The sequence below is a fragment of the Comamonas sp. genome, from assembly GCF_009360615.1.
Lineage (GTDB): Bacteria > Pseudomonadota > Gammaproteobacteria > Burkholderiales > Burkholderiaceae_C > Comamonas.
On the sequence record NZ_SPEY01000051.1, the window covers coordinates 126,310 to 143,199 of the forward strand.

The 16,890-nt window shown below is 62.7% G+C and carries 17 protein-coding genes; 6 read left to right on the forward strand and 11 right to left on the reverse strand.

Translation table 11 applies throughout. From position 1 onward, the window contains the following. Positions 1 to 105: 105 nt before the first annotated feature. The 3 genes from E2583_RS15155 (at position 106) to E2583_RS15165 (ending at position 2,814) form a co-directional block, all read left to right on the forward strand. Positions 106 to 1,218: an SPFH and helix-turn-helix domain-containing protein gene (locus tag E2583_RS15155; protein WP_291597012.1), complete on the forward strand. Its 1,113-nt coding sequence runs from the start codon at positions 106 to 108 to the stop codon at positions 1,216 to 1,218. A 29-nt stretch (positions 1,219 to 1,247) separates the two neighbouring features. Beyond that, positions 1,248 to 1,631, forward strand: coding sequence for a VOC family protein (locus E2583_RS15160; protein ID WP_291597014.1), 384 nt, complete (start codon positions 1,248 to 1,250; stop codon positions 1,629 to 1,631). A gap of 88 nt (positions 1,632 to 1,719) precedes the next feature. Beyond that, on the forward strand, positions 1,720 to 2,814 hold the full coding sequence (locus E2583_RS15165) for a TFIIB-type zinc ribbon-containing protein (protein WP_291597016.1): 1,095 nt from the start codon (positions 1,720 to 1,722) through the stop codon (positions 2,812 to 2,814). A gap of 106 nt (positions 2,815 to 2,920) precedes the next feature. Here the strand turns inward: E2583_RS15165 and E2583_RS15170 are convergent, their stop codons facing one another. The 4 genes from E2583_RS15170 to E2583_RS15185 all read right to left on the reverse strand — a co-directional run bounded on the left by E2583_RS15170 (position 2,921) and on the right by E2583_RS15185 (position 8,211). Continuing rightward, on the reverse strand, positions 2,921 to 4,036 hold the full coding sequence (locus E2583_RS15170; protein WP_291597018.1) for a TIGR03364 family FAD-dependent oxidoreductase: 1,116 nt from the start codon (positions 4,034 to 4,036) through the stop codon (positions 2,921 to 2,923). Positions 4,037 to 4,129: 93 nt separating this feature from the next. Beyond that, positions 4,130 to 5,887 (reverse strand): putative 2-aminoethylphosphonate ABC transporter permease subunit, encoded by a 1,758-nt coding sequence (locus E2583_RS15175; RefSeq protein ID WP_291597019.1) that lies wholly within the window; start codon positions 5,885 to 5,887, stop codon positions 4,130 to 4,132. Beyond that, positions 5,884 to 6,960: an ABC transporter ATP-binding protein gene (locus tag E2583_RS15180; RefSeq protein WP_291597021.1), complete on the reverse strand. Its 1,077-nt coding sequence runs from the start codon at positions 6,958 to 6,960 to the stop codon at positions 5,884 to 5,886. Before E2583_RS15180 ends, E2583_RS15175 begins: the two co-directional genes overlap by 4 nt. A gap of 201 nt (positions 6,961 to 7,161) precedes the next feature. Then, the gene (locus E2583_RS15185) at positions 7,162 to 8,211 is read right to left on the reverse strand and encodes a putative 2-aminoethylphosphonate ABC transporter substrate-binding protein (protein WP_291597022.1); all 1,050 of its coding nucleotides are present in this window, start codon (positions 8,209 to 8,211) and stop codon (positions 7,162 to 7,164) included. Positions 8,212 to 8,556: 345 nt separating this feature from the next. On the opposite strand from E2583_RS15185, the gene E2583_RS15190 reads away from it, so the two are divergent. Continuing rightward, on the forward strand, positions 8,557 to 9,423 hold the full coding sequence (locus E2583_RS15190) for a LysR substrate-binding domain-containing protein (protein ID WP_291597024.1): 867 nt from the start codon (positions 8,557 to 8,559) through the stop codon (positions 9,421 to 9,423). On the opposite strand, the gene rfbC is transcribed toward E2583_RS15190, so the two are convergent. The 5 genes from rfbC to E2583_RS15215 form a co-directional block, all read right to left on the reverse strand. Next, a complete protein-coding gene (rfbC, locus tag E2583_RS15195) occupies positions 9,420 to 9,971 on the reverse strand; it encodes a dTDP-4-dehydrorhamnose 3,5-epimerase (protein WP_291597026.1) in 552 nt (183 codons plus the stop codon). The two genes, E2583_RS15190 and rfbC, sit on opposite strands and share 4 nt — an antisense overlap. Next, positions 9,968 to 10,858, reverse strand: a complete 891-nt coding sequence (gene rfbA, locus E2583_RS15200) for a glucose-1-phosphate thymidylyltransferase RfbA (protein ID WP_291597028.1) — start codon at positions 10,856 to 10,858, stop codon at positions 9,968 to 9,970. The genes rfbC and rfbA overlap by 4 nt, the downstream gene beginning before the upstream one ends. Positions 10,859 to 10,919: 61 nt before the next feature. Next, positions 10,920 to 11,801 carry a dTDP-4-dehydrorhamnose reductase gene (gene rfbD, locus E2583_RS15205; protein ID WP_291597030.1) on the reverse strand — a complete coding sequence of 294 codons (882 nt, stop codon included), beginning with the start codon at positions 11,799 to 11,801 and terminating at the stop codon, positions 10,920 to 10,922. Next, the gene (gene rfbB, locus E2583_RS15210) at positions 11,798 to 12,868 is read right to left on the reverse strand and encodes a dTDP-glucose 4,6-dehydratase (protein WP_291597031.1); all 1,071 of its coding nucleotides are present in this window, start codon (positions 12,866 to 12,868) and stop codon (positions 11,798 to 11,800) included. Before rfbB ends, rfbD begins: the two co-directional genes overlap by 4 nt. A 47-nt stretch (positions 12,869 to 12,915) precedes the next feature. Continuing rightward, positions 12,916 to 13,689, reverse strand: a complete 774-nt coding sequence (locus E2583_RS15215) for a type III pantothenate kinase (RefSeq protein WP_291597033.1) — start codon at positions 13,687 to 13,689, stop codon at positions 12,916 to 12,918. Between the two features lie 170 nt (positions 13,690 to 13,859). On the opposite strand from E2583_RS15215, the gene lysM reads away from it, so the two are divergent. Together lysM and galE are read left to right on the forward strand one after the other, a co-directional pair. After that, positions 13,860 to 14,330, forward strand: coding sequence for a peptidoglycan-binding protein LysM (gene lysM, locus E2583_RS15220; RefSeq protein ID WP_291597035.1), 471 nt, complete (start codon positions 13,860 to 13,862; stop codon positions 14,328 to 14,330). 78 nt (positions 14,331 to 14,408) lie between these two features. Next, positions 14,409 to 15,419, forward strand: a complete 1,011-nt coding sequence (gene galE / locus E2583_RS15225; RefSeq protein ID WP_291597037.1) for a UDP-glucose 4-epimerase GalE — start codon at positions 14,409 to 14,411, stop codon at positions 15,417 to 15,419. Between the two features lie 24 nt (positions 15,420 to 15,443). Here the strand turns inward: galE and E2583_RS15230 are convergent, their stop codons facing one another. Together E2583_RS15230 and E2583_RS15235 are read right to left on the reverse strand one after the other, a co-directional pair. Continuing rightward, entirely contained in the window at positions 15,444 to 15,860 is a 417-nt protein-coding gene (locus E2583_RS15230) for a rhodanese-like domain-containing protein (RefSeq protein WP_291597039.1), read from the reverse strand. Between the two features lie 33 nt (positions 15,861 to 15,893). After that, positions 15,894 to 16,877 (reverse strand): M48 family metallopeptidase, encoded by a 984-nt coding sequence (locus tag E2583_RS15235; protein WP_291597041.1) that lies wholly within the window; start codon positions 16,875 to 16,877, stop codon positions 15,894 to 15,896. Positions 16,878 to 16,890 lie beyond the last annotated feature (13 nt).

The window sequence follows — 16,890 nt, forward strand, 5'->3', positions numbered from 1 at the left end:
CACTTTTTAACAATTTCCGAGCAGCTGCCACGCATCCCGGAACCGGCGGTTGCGGTTTGGCTCCTAGAATGATTCCTTTCCCGTCATCCTCTTTCGGAGTACGTCATGGATTTCATGAAAATCATCACCAAGCAACTGATCGAAATCATCGAATGGACTGATGATTCGCGCGACACGCTGTCGTATCGCTGGCCCGATGAGGACAAGGAAATCAAGAACGGCGCCCAGCTCATCGTGCGTGAATCGCAGCAGGTGCAGTTCGTCTCCGAAGGCCAGTTTGCAGACCTGTTCAACCCGGGTCGCTATCTGCTGACCACGCAGAACATCCCGGTTCTGTCCACGCTGCGCGGCTGGAAGTACGGCTTCAACTCGCCCTTCAAGTGCGATGTCTACTACATCAACACGCGCTTGTTCACGGGCAACAAATGGGGCACCTCCAACCCCATCATGATGCGCGACAAGGACTTTGGCGTGATCCGTCTGCGCGCCTTCGGTACCTATGACTTCCGCATCACCAACGCCGCCCTGTTCCTCAAGGAAGTGGCGGGCACGGACCAGAACTTCCGCATCGACGAGTTTGCCGACACCATGCGCTCGCGCATTGTCAGCATCTTCTCCGAAGCCCTGGCCAAGGCCCAGGTTCCGGCACTCGATGTGGCCCAGCGCTACAGCGAGCTGGGCGACGCACTGCTGCAGCTCATCAACCCGGCCGTCAGCGAGAAATACGGCCTGGAGATCACCAGCTTCCTGCTGGAAAACGTTTCCGTGCCGCCCGAGGTGGAGCAGGCCATCGACAAGCGCTCCAGCATGGGCGCCATCGGCAACCTGAACGACTACGTGAAGTACCAGATGGGCCAGGCCATGGCCAACGGCGGCGAAGGCGCTGCCGCAGCCACGATTCCGGCCACCATGGCCATGGGCTTCGGCATGGCCCAGGAAATGATGAAGGGCATGCAGGGCGGCGGTGCTGCGGCAGGCACGCCGGCCGCGGCGGTGGCAGACCCCTTCTCGCCGGCCGCGGCCCAGGCCGCCCAGACGCCTGCCGCACCGGCCGCCGCCGGCCTGCAGGTGCTGACTCCCGCCCAGGCGGCCCAGGTGCTGGGCGTGGCCGAGGCCGATGTGCTGGCCGAAATCCAGGCCGGCAACCTCAAGGCCCGCCAGATCGGCAGCCAGTGGCGCATCGCCCAGGCCGCGCTGGACGAGTTCCTGCGCGGCTGATCCGCAATCCCCAGTCTCGGTGGCACGTCGTGAGTGAACACAAACCGGTTTTCCTCAGCACCACGCCGGTGCTGGCCTCGCTGGACATGGCGCGCACCGTGGCTTTCTACGCCCGCGTGCTGGGCGCAAGAACCATTCACGCTCAACCGGGTGAATACGCCATCGTCTCGCTGGGCGAGCCGGAGCTGCATTTCTGGGCCTGCCGGGACCCGGAGATTCCCTGGCAGACCAGCTGCCGCATCCAGGTGACGGGGATTGCCGCCCTGCATGCGCAGTGTCTGGCCGAAAATGCGGTTCACCCCAATGGCGGTCTGCGCCAGCAGCCCTGGGGTACCCAGGAATTCAGTCTTCTCGACGAGGACGGCAACTGCGTGACCTTCTACGAAACCCATCCCGTCGCTGCTGCCGCCTGAACCCTTTTTTGCCGTGGCCACACCCGCTCCCCCCCCTCACACTTCCGGATCTGCATTCACCCCAGCCTCCGAGACAGCGCCGCCCTCCATGGTGGGCAAGCATGTCTGCCCCGAGTGCGGCGGCAATCTGGAGTGGAATGCCAAGGCACAGTCGCTCAAATGCCCTTACTGCGGCACCGTCGTTCCCTGGAGCGAGCAGACGCAGCCCGAGCTGGGACGCGCCGTGGTGGAGCAGGACCTGGCCGAGGCCTTGCGCAACCCGGCCAGCGGTCGCGGCTGGGGCTCGGACGAACGCTACGAGGTGCAGTGCCAGAACTGCCGCGCCATCTCGGTGTTTCTCGGCAAGAACGTGGCCCAGCGCTGCGACTTCTGCGGCTCGCCGGCCATCGTCGCCCATGAGGAGCGCAGCGACGCCATCACGCCGCAGAGCATCCTGCCGTTCAAGATCAGCGACGGCCAGATTCGCGACAAGATCCGCCAGTGGTACGGCAGCCGCTGGTTTGCGCCCGGAAAGCTCAAGAGCGCCGCGCTGACGGACACGCTGCACGGCGTCTATCTGCCCTACTGGACCTTTGACGCCCATGCCAGCGCCCAGTGGTGGGCAGAGGCCGGCTATTACTACTACACCACCGAGTCCTATCGCGACGCCAACGGCAATCTGCAGACACGGCAGGTCCAGCATGTGCGCTGGGAGCCGGCATCGGGCAGCCTGCAGCATTTCTTCGACGACGAACTGGTGCCAGGCACCGTGGGCGTGCACGCCCATCTGCTGCGCCAGGTGGAGCCCTTTCCGACCACCACCGACCTCAAGCCCTACAGCCCGGAGTTCGTGCGCGGCTGGACGGTGGAGCGCTACCAGGTGGACCTCTCCAAGGCCGCCAGGATCAACGAGGAAGACATGGACAGCCAGCTGCGCAGCATGTGCTCGCGCCAGGTGCCGGGCGACACGCAGCGCAATCTGCAGGTCCAGCGCCAGTACTCGGGCCGCAGCTTCAAGCACACGCTGGTACCGGTCTGGCTGGTCGGCTACACCTATGGCAGCAAGACCTACCAGATCGTGGCCAATGGCTACACCGGCCAGATTGCGGGCGAGCGGCCTTACAGCTGGGTCAAGATCCTGTTCGCCGTGCTGGCCGCCATCGTTCTCGTCATGCTGATTGCACCGCTGTTTGTGCAGCAGTGACGCTCATGCTTTGATAGCTGCTTGCGCTTGTCAGATATAGTTTTTGATTTCATTTTCTTGAAATATGACAGCCCGCAAGCGCTAGCAGCTATTCAACTCGTAGCAGTTACCAGGCCATCCAGACTTCCTCGGCCAGACCAAAAGCCGTGCTCGCACCCGAGCCGCTGGTCACGGCCACCACGCGTGTCGCTGCATCAGGTGCCTTGACAAAACAAGGGGCTTCGGCACTGGAGGGGTAGATGCCCGTCCAGCGCTCCACGACCCGGGCGTTGTCGATATGCAGTGCCTCGTTCATATGTCGCAGCATGAGCTGGTCGACGGCTTCGCTGGCAAAAGGCCGGGGTGCGCGGCCGTAGTGGTGCGAATCGCCCACCACCAGCGAGCCGTCGGCGCTCTGAACGGCAATCAGGTGGATGCCGTGCTTCAGGCTCTCGGCCTCCTCACGCTCCAGCTCGGCGCGCAGTGCAGCGGCTTCAGGAAGCGCGCTATAGCCCTCGTAGCGCACCAGGCTCAGATCCCCCATGACCGATCCTTCGAGCTTGAAGCCCGCTTGCGGCTGCACGCGCAGCATCTGCAACTGGCACAGCTGCACCTGGTTGTCAGTCCATTCGCCAGCGAATAGCCCGCCTGGATCGGCGTTGTTGCAGACCACCACGCGTTCGGCATGGTAAGTGCCTCGCGAGGTGGTGACACGCGGCGTTGCCACTTCCATCACGCTTTCACCAAAGCGGAAATCCACTCCCAGATCCTGCTGCAGCCACAGTGCCAGTTGCGGGATGGCGGTGCGCGACTCCACGCGCAGCTCGTGCGGGCTGTAGAGCACGGATTGCAGGGGTTCGGTGCGCAGCGCCGGATGACGCGCCGCGGCCTGAGCGGGCGTCAGCAGCTCGCAGCCCGCGCCCATCTCGGTTTGCATGAATGCCTCAAGCACCGCTGCCGCAGCAGGGCGGCGCGCCGTCAGCCACAGGCCGGCATGCAGGACATCGATACCGGCCTTGGGCGCAATCTCGGCCCAGACATCGCGTGAGCGCAAGGCGCGCCGCCAATGGGCACCGGCGCGCTGGCCCGTGATGGTGACAAAGCCGAAGTTGCGAATCGAGGCGCCCAGGCAGGTGCCGTCGCGCTCTATCACCAGCACGGAGCGGCCGCGCGCGGCCGCAGTATAGGCATGGGCCAGGCCGACAATGCCGGCGCCGACGACGATGAGGTCGTAGTGTTTCATGAGAGAAGCCTTCAAACAGACAAAGAGAGACCCTGCCGCACTGCCGACGCAGCGCAGCACAGAGAGGACGGCGAATCGAAGTGGCGGGAAACCTCAGCGATGACGCCAGTGCTGGGTACGCTTCTGCATCCAGGCATCCAGCACGGCAATCAGCACGCGACCGGCGGCGGCAGTGGCAAAGATCAGCGTGGCCATGGCAGCCGCAGGGGCGATATCGCCTGCGTCATCCATGGCCAGCACCGCCACCGAGGCCAGCGTGGTTTGCGGCGAATACAGAAAAACGACGGCCGACACCGTGGTCATGGCATTCACAAAGAAATAGCCGGCCACCTGCATGACGGCAGGCAGGCATACGGGCAGATGGACACGCCACAGCAGCGTCCAGAACGGTACGCCCATGGAGTCGGCCACGCGCTCGTACTCGGCGTCCAGCTGCTGCAAGGCGGTAAGCTGAGTGATGTGTGCCACCGAGAAAAAATGCGCCACCGAGCACAGCACCAGAATGCCCATGGACCCGTACATAAAGTGCAGCGGATTGCTGCCCGCATTGAAGAACAGGATGTAGCCCAGGCCCAGCGCCAGCCCTGGCACCGCCATGGGCAGCGTGGCCACCGCGTGCAGCCACTGGCGCGCGCGCACCCAGCCCGCGGGCCTGGCCACCAGATAGGCGCTCAGAAAGCTCAGCAAGGCACCGATCACTGCCGTGGCCACGGCCATGGTCAGCGAGTTGGCGTAACTGGCCCAGCCGCCGCCGTCCATCATGTCGAACTGGTAGTGCTTGAAGCTCAGGCTCAAGTTGTAGGGCCAGAAGCTGACCAGGGATGCCAGCACGGCCACGCCCATCATCGCCAGCAGCGCCAAAGCCATCAGGCTGCAATACACCAGCAGCGCGCGGTCAAGCGCCGCGCAGGGCTGTGGCACCAGAGGCACGGCCCGCACGCTCATGGCTGCGGCCTGTCGGGCTCGCAAATGTCGCTCGGCCGCAAAGGCCAGGCCTGCCGGCACCAGCAGCAGCATGGCCACCACCGCGCCCATGCCCAGATTCTGCTGTCCGATCACCTGCTTGTAGATATCGGTGGCCAGCACCTGCGTGTTGCCGCCGATCACCTTGGGCACGCCGAAGTCCGTCACCACCAGCACAAAAACCACGATCCAGGCAATCATCAAACCGTAGCGGCTGGCCGGCAGCGTGACCTGGCAGAAGCTGCGCCAGCGTCCTGCGCCCAGCGTGGCGGCGGCCTCATACAGGCGTGCATCGCCAGAGGCCAGCGTGGTGCACAGAATCATCAGCGCATGCGGAAACGTCCACAGCACCGAACCCAGAATGATGCCAAACGGGCCGTAGGCCGTGCCGCCCGCCAACCAGCTCTTGAGCAGACCCTGGGCACCGAAAAGATAGATCAGGCTGATGGCCATGAGCAGCGACGGAGCCAGAAGAGGCACCAGGGCGACGGCGCGGAAGAGCCGCGCCAGCGGCATGCAACTGCGCATCACGCCGTAGGCATAGGCATAGGCCAGGGCCACACACAGGGTGCTGCTGACGGCCGACAGCCACAGGCTGTTGCACAGCGACAGGCCCACGCCCGGCATCTGCGCATAGGCGATGTACTGGGCCAGCCCCAGGAAGCGGCCGTCAGCCGATACAAGGCTGCGGCCCAGAAGCGTGCCCACAGGCAGTCCGATTGCCACCAGCAACAGGGCCAGCAGGCCCAGCACCAGCGCGCCCAGCCAGAGCTTTTCCCCGTTGAAGACAGGAGTCTGCCGCGGCGCTGCGGAGCCACCTCGCTGTGTACGGCTGATCGCCGGGTCGAGCGGGAGGCCAGACGCCGAATCAATGGTGCGCAAGCTCATGCGATCCTCCGCAGATTCTCGGGGGGTGCCAGCGCCTGCAGCGCGGCTGGGGGCAGTTCCGCCAGTACCTCGCCCTGCAACCAGTCGGGAAGCGGGGTGTCATGGCGCAGCGGCCATTGCACATCGATCTGGCATTGCAGCGTGGGGCTGTAGACACGCACCAGCACCATGGAGCCCATGAACGAGGTCTCCACCACCCGCGCCCTCAGCAGATTGGGCAGCGCAGTGGGCTGCGCCGGGTGCAGCACCACGCTTTCAGGGCGAATCCCCACCAGCAAGGCATCTCCCGCAGCAAACCCCGCCGTGGCGCAATCCAGGCGTCCTTCGCCTACTCGCACCATGTTGCCAGCCTCGGCCACGGCGGGCAGCAGATTCATGCGCCCCACAAAGCCCGCAGCAAAGTGGCTGACGGGCCTGGCGTAGAGCTGCTCGGGCGCGCCCTGCTGTTCGATACGGCCCTGGTGCATGAGCACCACACGGTCGGCCATGGACAGTGCCTCCTCCTGATCATGCGTGACCATCACGCAGGCAATGCCCAGCTGGCGCTGCAGCTGGCGGATCTCGCTGCGCAGTTCGGTGCGCACCTGGGCATCCAGCGCGGACAGCGGCTCGTCCAGCAACAGCAGACGCGGGCACGGCGCCAGTGCCCGGGCCAGCGCAATGCGCTGCTGCTGGCCACCCGACATTTGCGCGGGATAGCGCTGCGCCTGCGCGCCCAGGCCGACCAGAGCCAGCAGCTCCTGCACCCTGGCCTGGACCTGCCCGGCAGGATGGCCCTTGAGGCCAAAGGCCACGTTCTGCGCAGCCGTCAGATTGGGGAACAGCGCATAGCTCTGGAACACCACGCCAAAGCCCCGGCGCGCGGCGGGCCAGCGCGTGATGTCCTCGCCCTGAAACAGAATGCGGCCCGCGTCGGCCTGCTCGATGCCGCACAGAATGCGCAGCAGCGTGGTCTTGCCGCAGCCCGAAGGGCCCAGCAGGCTGACGAACTCGCCCCCCTCCACCAGCAGGTCAATGTCGCGCAGCACCGGCTGGACCCGGTACTGCTTGGCAATATGGTCAATGCGCAGCATGTATCTCTTTCAACGTGCAAACAATCCGAAGGTCGTTCCGATCTGTATCGCTCGAAATGCCCACCGCTGCATGTGCAGACCCGTTTCGCCAGTGACAGCGAGCAAGGGCAACCCCGCAGCGAGGCTATCGTCCCCCTCCGGCGCTCAGCGCCAGAGAGGGGGAAGGCGCGGCGCCGCCAAGGCGAAGCGCCTCAGGGGGTGTTATTTCTTCTCCGCCTTGGCTTCGTACCGACGCGACCATTCGGCCAAGATACGATCACGGTTAGCCGCTGCCCAGTTGAAGTCGTTCCTGGCCAGTCGCTTTTCCAGATCGGCCGGAATGAACTCGTGCTTTTCCTGGGCCTCGGGCAAGGCCAGCACGGCAAAGTTGGCTGCGTAGAGCTTGTTGGCATCGGGCGTCACCGCCCAGTCGGCCAGGGCCTTGGCAGCCTCCTGCTTCTTGCTGGTCTTCAGAATGGCGGTGGCTTCCACATCCCAGCCCAGGCCTTCCCGGGGGAAGACGATGTCGATGGGCGCTCCATCCTTCTTGGTCTTGTTGGCGCGGTATTCAAAGCTCAGGCCCACGGGAAACTCGCCCGCGCCGGCCTGGCGACAGGGCTTGGAGCCGCTGTGCGTGTACACGCCGATATTCTGGTGCAGCGCATCCATATAAGCCCAGCCCTTGTCCTCGCCCATCATCTGCAGCCACGCGGCCACCATCAGATAGCCCGTACCGCTGGACGCCGGATGGGGCATGGTGATCGCACCCTTGAACTCGGGTCTGGTCAGGTCGACCCAGGTGGCTGGCGTGGGCAGCTTGCGTTTTTGGCCTTCCACGGTGTTGAAGCAGACGGCGGACGACCACAGATCCATGCCCACCCAACTCGGCGTGGCTGCTGCATCGCGCATGCTGGAGCGCACCCTGGCCAGGTTCCTGGGCGCATAGGGCTGCAGCATGCCTTGCTTGTCCAGCAGCATCAGCGAAGTGGCGGCCACGCCCCAGATCACATCGGCCTGAGGGTTGGCTTTCTCGGCCAGCAGGCGGGCGGTGATGATGCCCGTGCTGTCACGCACGAACTTCAGTTCGATCTCGGGATGGGCTTTTTCAAAACCCGCTTTATAGGCCTTGATCTGGTCGGCCTCCAGGGCCGAATACACCAGCAGATCGGTCCTGGCCTGGGCGGCGGAAGCCAGGCCCAACAAGGCCGTGGCAACCGTGGCAAAGGCGCTCAAGGTGAAGCGGCGAGTGGCGGGTGCAAAAGCGTGACGCATGGATAACAGTCCCTTGGATTGATCTTTGCCGCCGACCAACGCGATCCTTTGCGGCATGAGGGAACTGTAGAAACTCACTGTGAAACGCTGGTGTCACAGAACTGAAATCTGCCAAGGGTGTCATCAGCAAACTTTGTAGTCAGCGCGCCGCACCGGCGTCCGTCATCGATACGCTATTGATTCAAAAGCATATTGCGCTTTATCTACCTCATATTTATATATAAAACCATTTATATACAAACATATATAAGCACAAGCAGCTATCGAAATCAAAGCAAACCATCCGCATTGCCGGCTGCAGCGTTCATGTTGAAATCCGGGGACTGCTTTCTTGAAGACTTGGTCATGTTTGCCACACAGCTCAAATCCTTTTTCTGGGTCGCCCGTCTCGGCAGCATCACGCAGGCTGCGCGCCAGCTGGGGCTGAGCCAGCCCACGGTCACAGCGCAGATCAAGGCCCTGGAGGAGCAATATGAGGTCGAGCTATTCACGCGCCAGAGCGGAAGGCTGGCCATCACCGATGCGGGCCTGAAGCTGCTGCCCGGGATAGAGAAGCTGCTGCTGCAGTCTGCCCAGATCGAATCGGCGCTGCGCCAGTCGGGTCATGTCAACCAGGGCCAGCTGCGCATAGGCGCCACCGCACCCTACTATGTGCTGGACATCGTCAAGCGCTATCAGCAGCAGTATGCGCTGGTGGAGGTGAGTATCGTCAATGGCAATTCGCGCCAGATGATTCAGGCACTGGCGGAGTACCAGGTGGATCTGGCGACCTCTTCGCACCTGGACACCGACCCGCGCCTGCTGCGCCTGGAGCTGGGGCGCGACCCGCTGGCCCTGGTCGTGCACCGGCAGCATGTGCTGGCCAGGCAGAAGTCCGTCGATATCAGGGATCTGGCCCAGGACACGCTGATCCTGCGCGAGCGCGGCTCCGTGACCCGACAGATGACCGAGCAGATGCTGGAAGCGGCCCAGGTGATCCCGCAACGGGTGCTGGAAATTGCCAGCCGAGAATCCATACGCGAGGCCGTGATCCGCCAGATGGGTATCAGTATTTTTGCGCGGCACGAAGCATCGGCACACCCGGACCTCGTCGTGCTCGATCTGGAAGGCGAGGTGCCTTGCCTGCCCGAATACCTGTACTGCCTGCGCGAGCGAAGCGATGCACAGCTGATCCAGCCATTTCTGCAGATGGCCGAATCAAGGACGCGCTAATCGAACAGTTCTGCCTGCTTGAATGCGGGCTGATTCCTGTCCTTTTCGGACAAGGAAAACTCGATATCGAGCTGGGGCCAGGCAATACCCAGGTCCGGATCGTTCCAGAGCAGGCCCCGATCCGACACGGGCGCGTAATAGGCCGTGGTCTTGTAGACAAAGTCCGCCGTGTCGCTGAGCACCACAAAGCCATGGGCAAAGCCCGGTGGAATCCAGAGCTGGCGGTGATTCTCGGCGCTCAGCTCCGCGCCCACCCATTGACCAAAAGTGGGCGAGCTGCGACGGATATCCACGGCCACATCGAACACCGCACCCGAGATCACACGCACCAGCTTGCCCTGGGCATGGGGCGGCAGCTGGTAGTGCAGCCCGCGCAGCACGCCCTTGCTGCTGCGGCTGTGGTTGTCCTGTATGAACGCGTGGCTCGTGCCCGTGGCCTGGTTGAAGAGGTCCTGGCGAAAGCTTTCCAGAAAAAAGCCACGCGCATCCCCAAACACCTTGGGCTCGATCAGAAAGACATCGGGAATCGCCAAAGGCGTGAACTTCATACGCGCACCTTTTCCTTGAGCACCTGCAGCAGGTATTGTCCGTAGCCATTCTTGACCAGCGCCTGGCCCAGCTTCTCCAGTTGAGCGGCATCAATCCATTTCTGGCGATAGGCAATTTCTTCCGGGCAGGCCACTTTCAGGCCTTGGCGCTGCTGCAGGGTGGCGATGAATTGCCCCGCTTCGAGCAGGCTGTCATGCGTGCCGGTGTCCAGCCAGGCATAGCCACGACCCATGAGCTCGACATTGAGCTTGCCTTGCTGCAGATACATGCCGTTGAGGTCCGTGATCTCCAGCTCGCCGCGCGCCGAAGGCTTGACCTGCTTGGCCAGCTCCACCACCTGCTCGTCGTAGAAGTACAGGCCGGTGACCGCATAGTTGCTCTTGGGCTGCTTGGGCTTTTCTTCGAGCGACAGCACTTTGCCTGCAGCATCAAACTCGGCCACACCGTAGCGCTCGGGGTCTTGCACATGGTAGGCAAACACCGTGGCACCGGTCTGCCGCGCATCGGCCTTCTTGAGCAGCGGCTGGAAGTCATGACCGTAGTAGATGTTGTCCCCCAGCACCAGGGCACTGGGAGCGCCGTCGAGGAATTTTTCGCCAATCAGGAAGGCCTGGGCCAGGCCGTCGGGGCTGGGCTGCACCTCGTACTGAAGATTCAGGCCCCACTGGCTGCCGTCGCCCAGCAGTTGCTCGAAACGCGGCGTATCCTGCGGCGTGCTGATGATCAGAATGTCCCGGATCCCCGCCAGCATCAGCGTGCTCAGCGGGTAGTAGATCATGGGCTTGTCGTAGATGGGCAGCAGCTGTTTGCTGATGGCCAGGGTGGCGGGGTGCAGACGGGTGCCGGAGCCGCCAGCCAGAATGATGCCTTTGCGCTGTATCGTCATGATGAATCGATGAATGGCCTCCAGCGCTGTACCGATCAGCGCTCGAAGCGAGTTTTGAGAATTACAGGATCTCGCGCAGCATGCGCTCCACGCCATGCTGCCATGCAGGCAGGTGCAGTTGCAGGGTCGCTTGCAGCTTGTGCGTATCCAGGCGCGAGTTCAAGGGCCTTACAGCCGCTGTCGGGAACGCCGATGTCGGCACGGCGGCGATGCTTTGCACCTTCCAGCCCAGATCCGGGCGCAGATTCTGAGCGCGCTCGATCACATGGCTGGCATAGGCATGCCAGTTGGTTTCTCCTGCCGCAACCAGATGGTAGAGACCGCCATCGTCTTCATGGGCGCTCACATGCCGCACGGCGTGGGCCGTGACGTCGGCAATCAGATCGGCGCCGGTGGGGGCCCCCCATTGATCGTTGATCACGCTGAGCGCTTCACGCTCCTGCGCCAGGCGCAGCATGGTCTTGGCAAAGTTGCCGCCACGCGCAGCATAGACCCAGCTGGTGCGAAAAATCAGATGGCGGCAATGCGTGGCCGCAATCCGCTGCTCGCCTTCGAGCTTGGTGCGGCCATAGACCGATAGCGGCCCGGTGGCATCACCCTCCTTGCGTGCCCCACTGCCGGAGCCGTCGAACACATAGTCGGTGCTGTAGTGCACCAGCAGGGCGCCCAGGCTTTTGGCTTCCTGCGCCATGACCTCGGGTGCCTCGGCGTTCAGGCGCCGAGCCAGATCCGGCTCGCTCTCGGCCTTGTCCACCGCCGTATGGGCCGCGGCATTGACGATCACATCCGGGCGCATGCCGCGAATGGTATTCGCCAACACCGACAGATCACTGATATCGCCACCCGTCTGCCGGTCCAGCGCAATCACCTCGCCCAATGGCGCGAGACTGCGCTGCAGCTCCCAGCCGACCTGACCGTTCTTGCCCAGCAGCAGCAGCTTCATGCCGAAGCCTCGCCTGTGTACTGCTTCTGCACCCAGTCACGGTAGGCGCCCGACTGCACGTTGGCCACCCACTCGGGGTTGGCCAGATACCACTGCACGGTCTTGCGAATGCCGGTCTCGAAGGTCTCGGCCGGCTTCCAGCCCAGCTCGCGCTCCAGCTTGCGCGCATCGATCGCATAGCGGCGATCATGGCCGGGACGGTCGGTCACATAGGTGATCTGCTCGGCATAGGCCTTGCCGTCGGCGCGCGGGCGCAGCTCGTCGAGCAGGCTGCACACGGTCTTGACGATGTCGATATTGGCCTTCTCGTTCCAGCCGCCCACGTTGTAGGTCTCGCCCAGCTGACCGGCCTCGAGCACGCGACGGATGGCGCTGCAATGGTCCCGCACATACAGCCAGTCACGCACCTGCATGCCATCGCCGTAGATGGGCAGCGGCTTGCCAGCCAGCGCATTGACAATGACCAGCGGGATCAGCTTTTCGGGGAAGTGCAGAGGGCCGTAGTTGTTGCTGCAGTTGGTCGTCAGCACCGGCAGGCCGTAGGTGTGGTGCCAGGCACGCACCAGATGGTCAGAAGCCGCCTTGCTGGCCGAGTACGGGCTGTTGGGCTCGTAATTGTGCTCCTCGGTAAACGCGGGGTCCGTGGGCGCCAGCGTGCCATAGACTTCGTCGGTGGAGACATGCAGAAAGCGGAAGCCGGACCTGGCCTCGCCTTCCAGACCGCTCCAATAGGCACGCACCGCCTCCAGCAGGCGGAAAGTGCCCACCACATTGGTCTGGATGAAATCCTCGGGGCCATGAATCGAGCGATCCACATGCGATTCGGCCGCAAAGTTCACCACGGCACGTGGCTGATACTGCGCCAGCAGTTGCGCCAGTGTGGCACTGTCGCCGATATCGGCCTGCACAAACACATGACGGGCATCGCCCTTCAAGCTGGCGAGATTTTCGAGATTGCCCGCATAGGTCAGCTTGTCGATATTGACCACGGGTTCGCTCCCATGCGCCAGCCAGTCGAGAACAAAGTTGGCGCCGATAAAACCTGCACCGCCGGTTACAAAAATCATGGAAACAACCTCAAGTCAAATTCGAATCATTTCAAAGAGCAAAGCGTTCAACCCCAACGCTTTTCTGCCATTACCAGCAGGCCATCAAAGATCAGGTTGTTGATCAGCTCGAAAGGCCGGGTCATGCTGGGCGACATTTTCCAGCCGGCCCCACCCGCCATGATGCACATCGGCTCTGCACCGCAGTGCTCCGCCAGATGCTGATACATGCGCTCAACCGCACCGGCAATCGCATAAGTGCCCCCGCTGGTCAGCGCATCGCTGGTGTTCTTGGGAAAGCATCTGACTTCACCGGTAGGCACATGCAGGCCTGCCGTACCACCTTCCAGCGCTCTGAGCATGATGCCATGCCCGGGAATGATCAGGCCGCCCAGAAAATGGCCCTGCGCATCCATGGCATCGACCGTCACCGCGGTGCCCACCATAACCGTGATCAAAGGCTTGGCCTCGCCCAATTGCAACATGTGGTGACGCGCACCGATCATGGCCACCCAGCGATCCGCACCCAGTCTGGAAGGATGGTCGTAGCCGTTGGTCACCCCGGCTTCAGCAGCGGAAGGCACCACCCATTGAGGCTCTAGATTCCAGCCCAGCATGAGTTCTATCTGCTCGTGCACGCGGCGCCTTGCCGGTTCTCCGGCCACCACACAGCCCAGCATGCGCTCGGGAGCCGGCAGCCCGGCCCAGGCCCCCTCTGCCAGGCGCTCTATATGTTCCAGGAACTCCGCTCCATGGGCCAGCAAGGCAGCACCTGGGCGATGATCTTCATACATGGCCCACTTCAAACGGGTGTTGCCAATGTCTATGGCCAAAAATGTCATGCGGCGGATTATCAGCACTTTTGTCCGTGCCAGGCAGTGGCTTGTCACATTCATTACAAGCCTGCAGGAAATTGTCAAAGAAAGCGCTCAGTCCATATCCTGCAAGGAATCATGTCGATTTGCCGCTAAAGTGAACCGCTTTCTTCCACTACTTTTGAGGAGTCGAAACCATGGGTCTGTTCAGTTTCATCAAGGAAGCCGGAGAAAAACTGTTTGGCGGCAGCGACGCACATGCGGCGGCCCCGGGCGAAGACTTGAATGCCAAGGCGGCTCAGGCGATCGCCAGCTATATCAACACCCAGAATCTGGGCGTATCCGATCTGCAGGTTCTGTTCGATGGCTCCCAGGGCAAGGTCACGGTCAACGGCACCGCCCCCACCCAGGCCATCAAGGAAAAGGTGACGCTGTGCTGCGGCAATGTCGCCAATGTCCAGTCCGTGGACAACCTGATGACGGTTACCAACCCCGAGCCGGAAGCCCAGTACCACGATGTGGTGCGTGGCGACACGCTGTCGGCCATCTCCAGGAAGTACTATGGCGACGCCAACAAGTACAACGTGATTTTTGAAGCCAACAAGCCCATGCTCAGCAACCCGGACAAGATCTATCCCGGCCAGAAGCTGCGCATTCCGGCGCTCTAATCTGGCTCTGTGAATACAGCCGCAAAAAGCGCTCGGACGAGCGCTTTTTTCATGGTCGAAAAAGCTAGACTGCCGTTTATGAAAACTCTGCTCACAGGCGGCGCCGGCTATATCGGCAGCCATACCGCGATTGAACTGCTTGGCAAAGGCCATGAAGTCGTGATTTTCGACAACTTCAGCAACAGCCATCCTGAAGCGATCCGCCGCGTGGAGCAAATCACGGGACGCACCATTGCCGTGATCCATGGAGACGTCCGCGATCAGGCGGCGCTCGAGCAGGCATTGCGGGATCATGGCATCGACAGCGTCGTGCACCTCGCGGGCAAAAAAGCCGTGGGCGAGTCCTCCGCACAGCCGGTTGACTACTACGACAACAATGTCAACGGAACCCTGGTCTTGCTTCGAGCAATGCAAAATCTGGCGATACACAGACTGGTCTTCAGCTCGTCCGCCACCGTCTACGGGACTCCCCAATACCTGCCCTATGACGAAAGACACCCCACTGCAGCCATGAATCCCTATGGGCGGACCAAGCTCATGGCCGAGGAAATCCTCGCCGACCTGGCGCACTCGGACGCCCAGTGGCGTGTTGCCGTTCTGCGCTACTTCAACCCCATCGGAGCGCATCCCAGCGGCTTGATCGGCGAAGACCCGGCAGATATTCCCAACAATCTCCTACCCTACATCGCACAGGTTGCAGTGGGAAGACGCGAAAAGCTGCAGATCTTTGGCGGCGACTACAACACACCGGACGGCACCGGAGTGCGCGACTACCTCCATGTTGTGGACCTTGCCCGTGGACATGTCATGGCCCTGGAAAAGCTTCAGCCCGGAGTCATGACCTGCAACTTGGGCACCGGCAAGGGTTTTAGCGTGCTGGATGTTTTGCACGCCTTCGAGAGAGCCTGCGGCAAAACCATTTCGTACGGCATCACCGAGCGGCGCCCGGGCGACCTGCCAAGCTATTACGCCAATCCCGAGCACGCCCTCAAAACCCTGGGCTGGCAAGCCGAGCATGACCTGGACACCATGTGTGCCGACACCTGGCGCTGGCAAAGCCGCAACCCCAATGGCTACCGCTCTGCCTAGAAGCTGCCGGCCAAGCCCTGTGCATTACTGATGCCAGGGCAGGCCGCGCTTGCGCCATCCTCCCAGCCGGCCGCGCTGGCCGCTGGCATCGAGATCACCCTCAAAACCTTCAAGAATGTTGTAGGCCTCCATGCCCAGGCCTGCTGCGCGCTGGGCCGCCGCAACAGAGCGCACACCGCTGCGGCACAGCAGCACCACCTTCTTGCCCTCGGGGACTGCCGCTCGCAGCTCGGCATCAAAGTTCGGATTGGCGACCATACCGGGCCATTGCTTCCAGGCGACGGCGACAGCGCCTGGCACCTTGCCCACCCACTCCCGTTCGGCATCGGTGCGCACATCGACCAGCACGGCTTCACCGGCCTGCAGCCACTGCCAGGCCAGTTCTGCCGGCACATCACCCGCATAGCCGGCAGCGGGTTGAATGGGGGTCGTATTGCTCATATCGTTCCTTGTCTTGCTCATTGCCGCTTTCGCCTATTCCCAAACGGGCAGAGGCCTGTCTCTCAACGCCCTGCGCAACGGCTTCCAGTCAGGCAGCACCTGCGCCACCACCGCCCAGAACTGGGGGCTGTGATCCATGTGGTGCAGATGCGCGAGCTCATGCACCACCACATAGTCAATAATTTGCGGGCTGTGCTGCATCAGCCGCCAGTTCAGGCGAATGACCCCGCTGCTGTTGGCGCTGCCCCAGCGCGTGCTGGCACTGGTCAGTCGCAGCGCATTCCAGCGCACATCCATGAATGCGGCATAGTGCAGCATACGGGCCGTGAAATAGCTGCGTGCCTCGCGCAGTATCCAGGCCTGGACGGCGGCACGCACCTGGGCAACCGGTGCCTCAGGGGACAAAGGCAGATGCAGGCTTTGCGAGCCACCGGCTCCCTGCTCTCGATGCGCATGGCTGGTGCGCGGGAGGGAGGCTGATCCGCCTGTCAGCCGCAAGGTCATGGGCTGCCCCAGATAGTCCAGCACGCCCCCGTCCTGCCAGAGAATGCGGGCCTCCTGCTTGATCTGCTGTCGCTGGCCGGCTTCCTGCAGCTTGCGCACGATCCAGCCTGCCTTGGTCTGCAGCGCAGATTCGATCTCGCGCATGGCCACCCATTGCGGTGCGGTGACTTCGAGACCTTGCTGCCCTACGCTGAATCCAATGCTGCGGCGCGCCGAGCGACGCAGCAGATAGGCCACGTCACGCCCCTGCAAGCGGGCACGGTGGCTGGCCGACGGATGCGCCAGGAATGTCACTGCCTCGTTTTTCTCTGAATCAATAGCATCCACCGCAATGCTGGCAGGAGTTTCTATCTGATTTCTCTCAAATTCCAGCTCGGCCTGATCCAGACGCTGCCCAGTGACCACAGGGCCGCTGCGCCCGCGCTTGCGCGGCATGAGCCCGCCCTGCCCATCCTCCACCACAGGCGGCACCAGCCATTGCCAAGCTTGCTGCAAGCGATCGCCTGTGGACATGGGCAATTGCGCT

Bases quoted from the DNA above. Each gene is read 5' to 3' on its own strand.
- E2583_RS15190 (WP_291597024.1), top strand. From the start codon at position 8,557: ATGTTTGCCACACAGCTCAAATCCTTTTTCTGGGTCGCCCGTCTCGGC.
- E2583_RS15235 (WP_291597041.1), bottom strand. From the start codon at position 16,877: ATGTCCACAGGCGATCGCTTGCAGCAAGCTTGGCAATGGCTGGTGCCG.
- E2583_RS15185 (WP_291597022.1), bottom strand. From the start codon at position 8,211: ATGCGTCACGCTTTTGCACCCGCCACTCGCCGCTTCACCTTGAGCGCC.
- rfbD (WP_291597030.1), bottom strand. From the start codon at position 11,801: ATGAAGCTGCTGCTGCTGGGCAAGAACGGTCAGGTCGGCTGGGAGCTG.
- rfbC (WP_291597026.1), bottom strand. From the start codon at position 9,971: ATGAAGTTCACGCCTTTGGCGATTCCCGATGTCTTTCTGATCGAGCCC.
- E2583_RS15165 (WP_291597016.1), top strand. From the start codon at position 1,720: ATGGTGGGCAAGCATGTCTGCCCCGAGTGCGGCGGCAATCTGGAGTGG.
- E2583_RS15175 (WP_291597019.1), bottom strand. From the start codon at position 5,887: ATGAGCTTGCGCACCATTGATTCGGCGTCTGGCCTCCCGCTCGACCCG.
- E2583_RS15230 (WP_291597039.1), bottom strand. From the start codon at position 15,860: ATGAGCAATACGACCCCCATTCAACCCGCTGCCGGCTATGCGGGTGAT.
- E2583_RS15170 (WP_291597018.1), bottom strand. From the start codon at position 4,036: ATGAAACACTACGACCTCATCGTCGTCGGCGCCGGCATTGTCGGCCTG.
- rfbB (WP_291597031.1), bottom strand. From the start codon at position 12,868: ATGATTTTTGTAACCGGCGGTGCAGGTTTTATCGGCGCCAACTTTGTT.
- rfbA (WP_291597028.1), bottom strand. From the start codon at position 10,858: ATGACGATACAGCGCAAAGGCATCATTCTGGCTGGCGGCTCCGGCACC.
- E2583_RS15180 (WP_291597021.1), bottom strand. From the start codon at position 6,960: ATGCTGCGCATTGACCATATTGCCAAGCAGTACCGGGTCCAGCCGGTG.
- E2583_RS15215 (WP_291597033.1), bottom strand. From the start codon at position 13,689: ATGACATTTTTGGCCATAGACATTGGCAACACCCGTTTGAAGTGGGCC.
- lysM (WP_291597035.1), top strand. From the start codon at position 13,860: ATGGGTCTGTTCAGTTTCATCAAGGAAGCCGGAGAAAAACTGTTTGGC.
- E2583_RS15155 (WP_291597012.1), top strand. From the start codon at position 106: ATGGATTTCATGAAAATCATCACCAAGCAACTGATCGAAATCATCGAA.
- galE (WP_291597037.1), top strand. From the start codon at position 14,409: ATGAAAACTCTGCTCACAGGCGGCGCCGGCTATATCGGCAGCCATACC.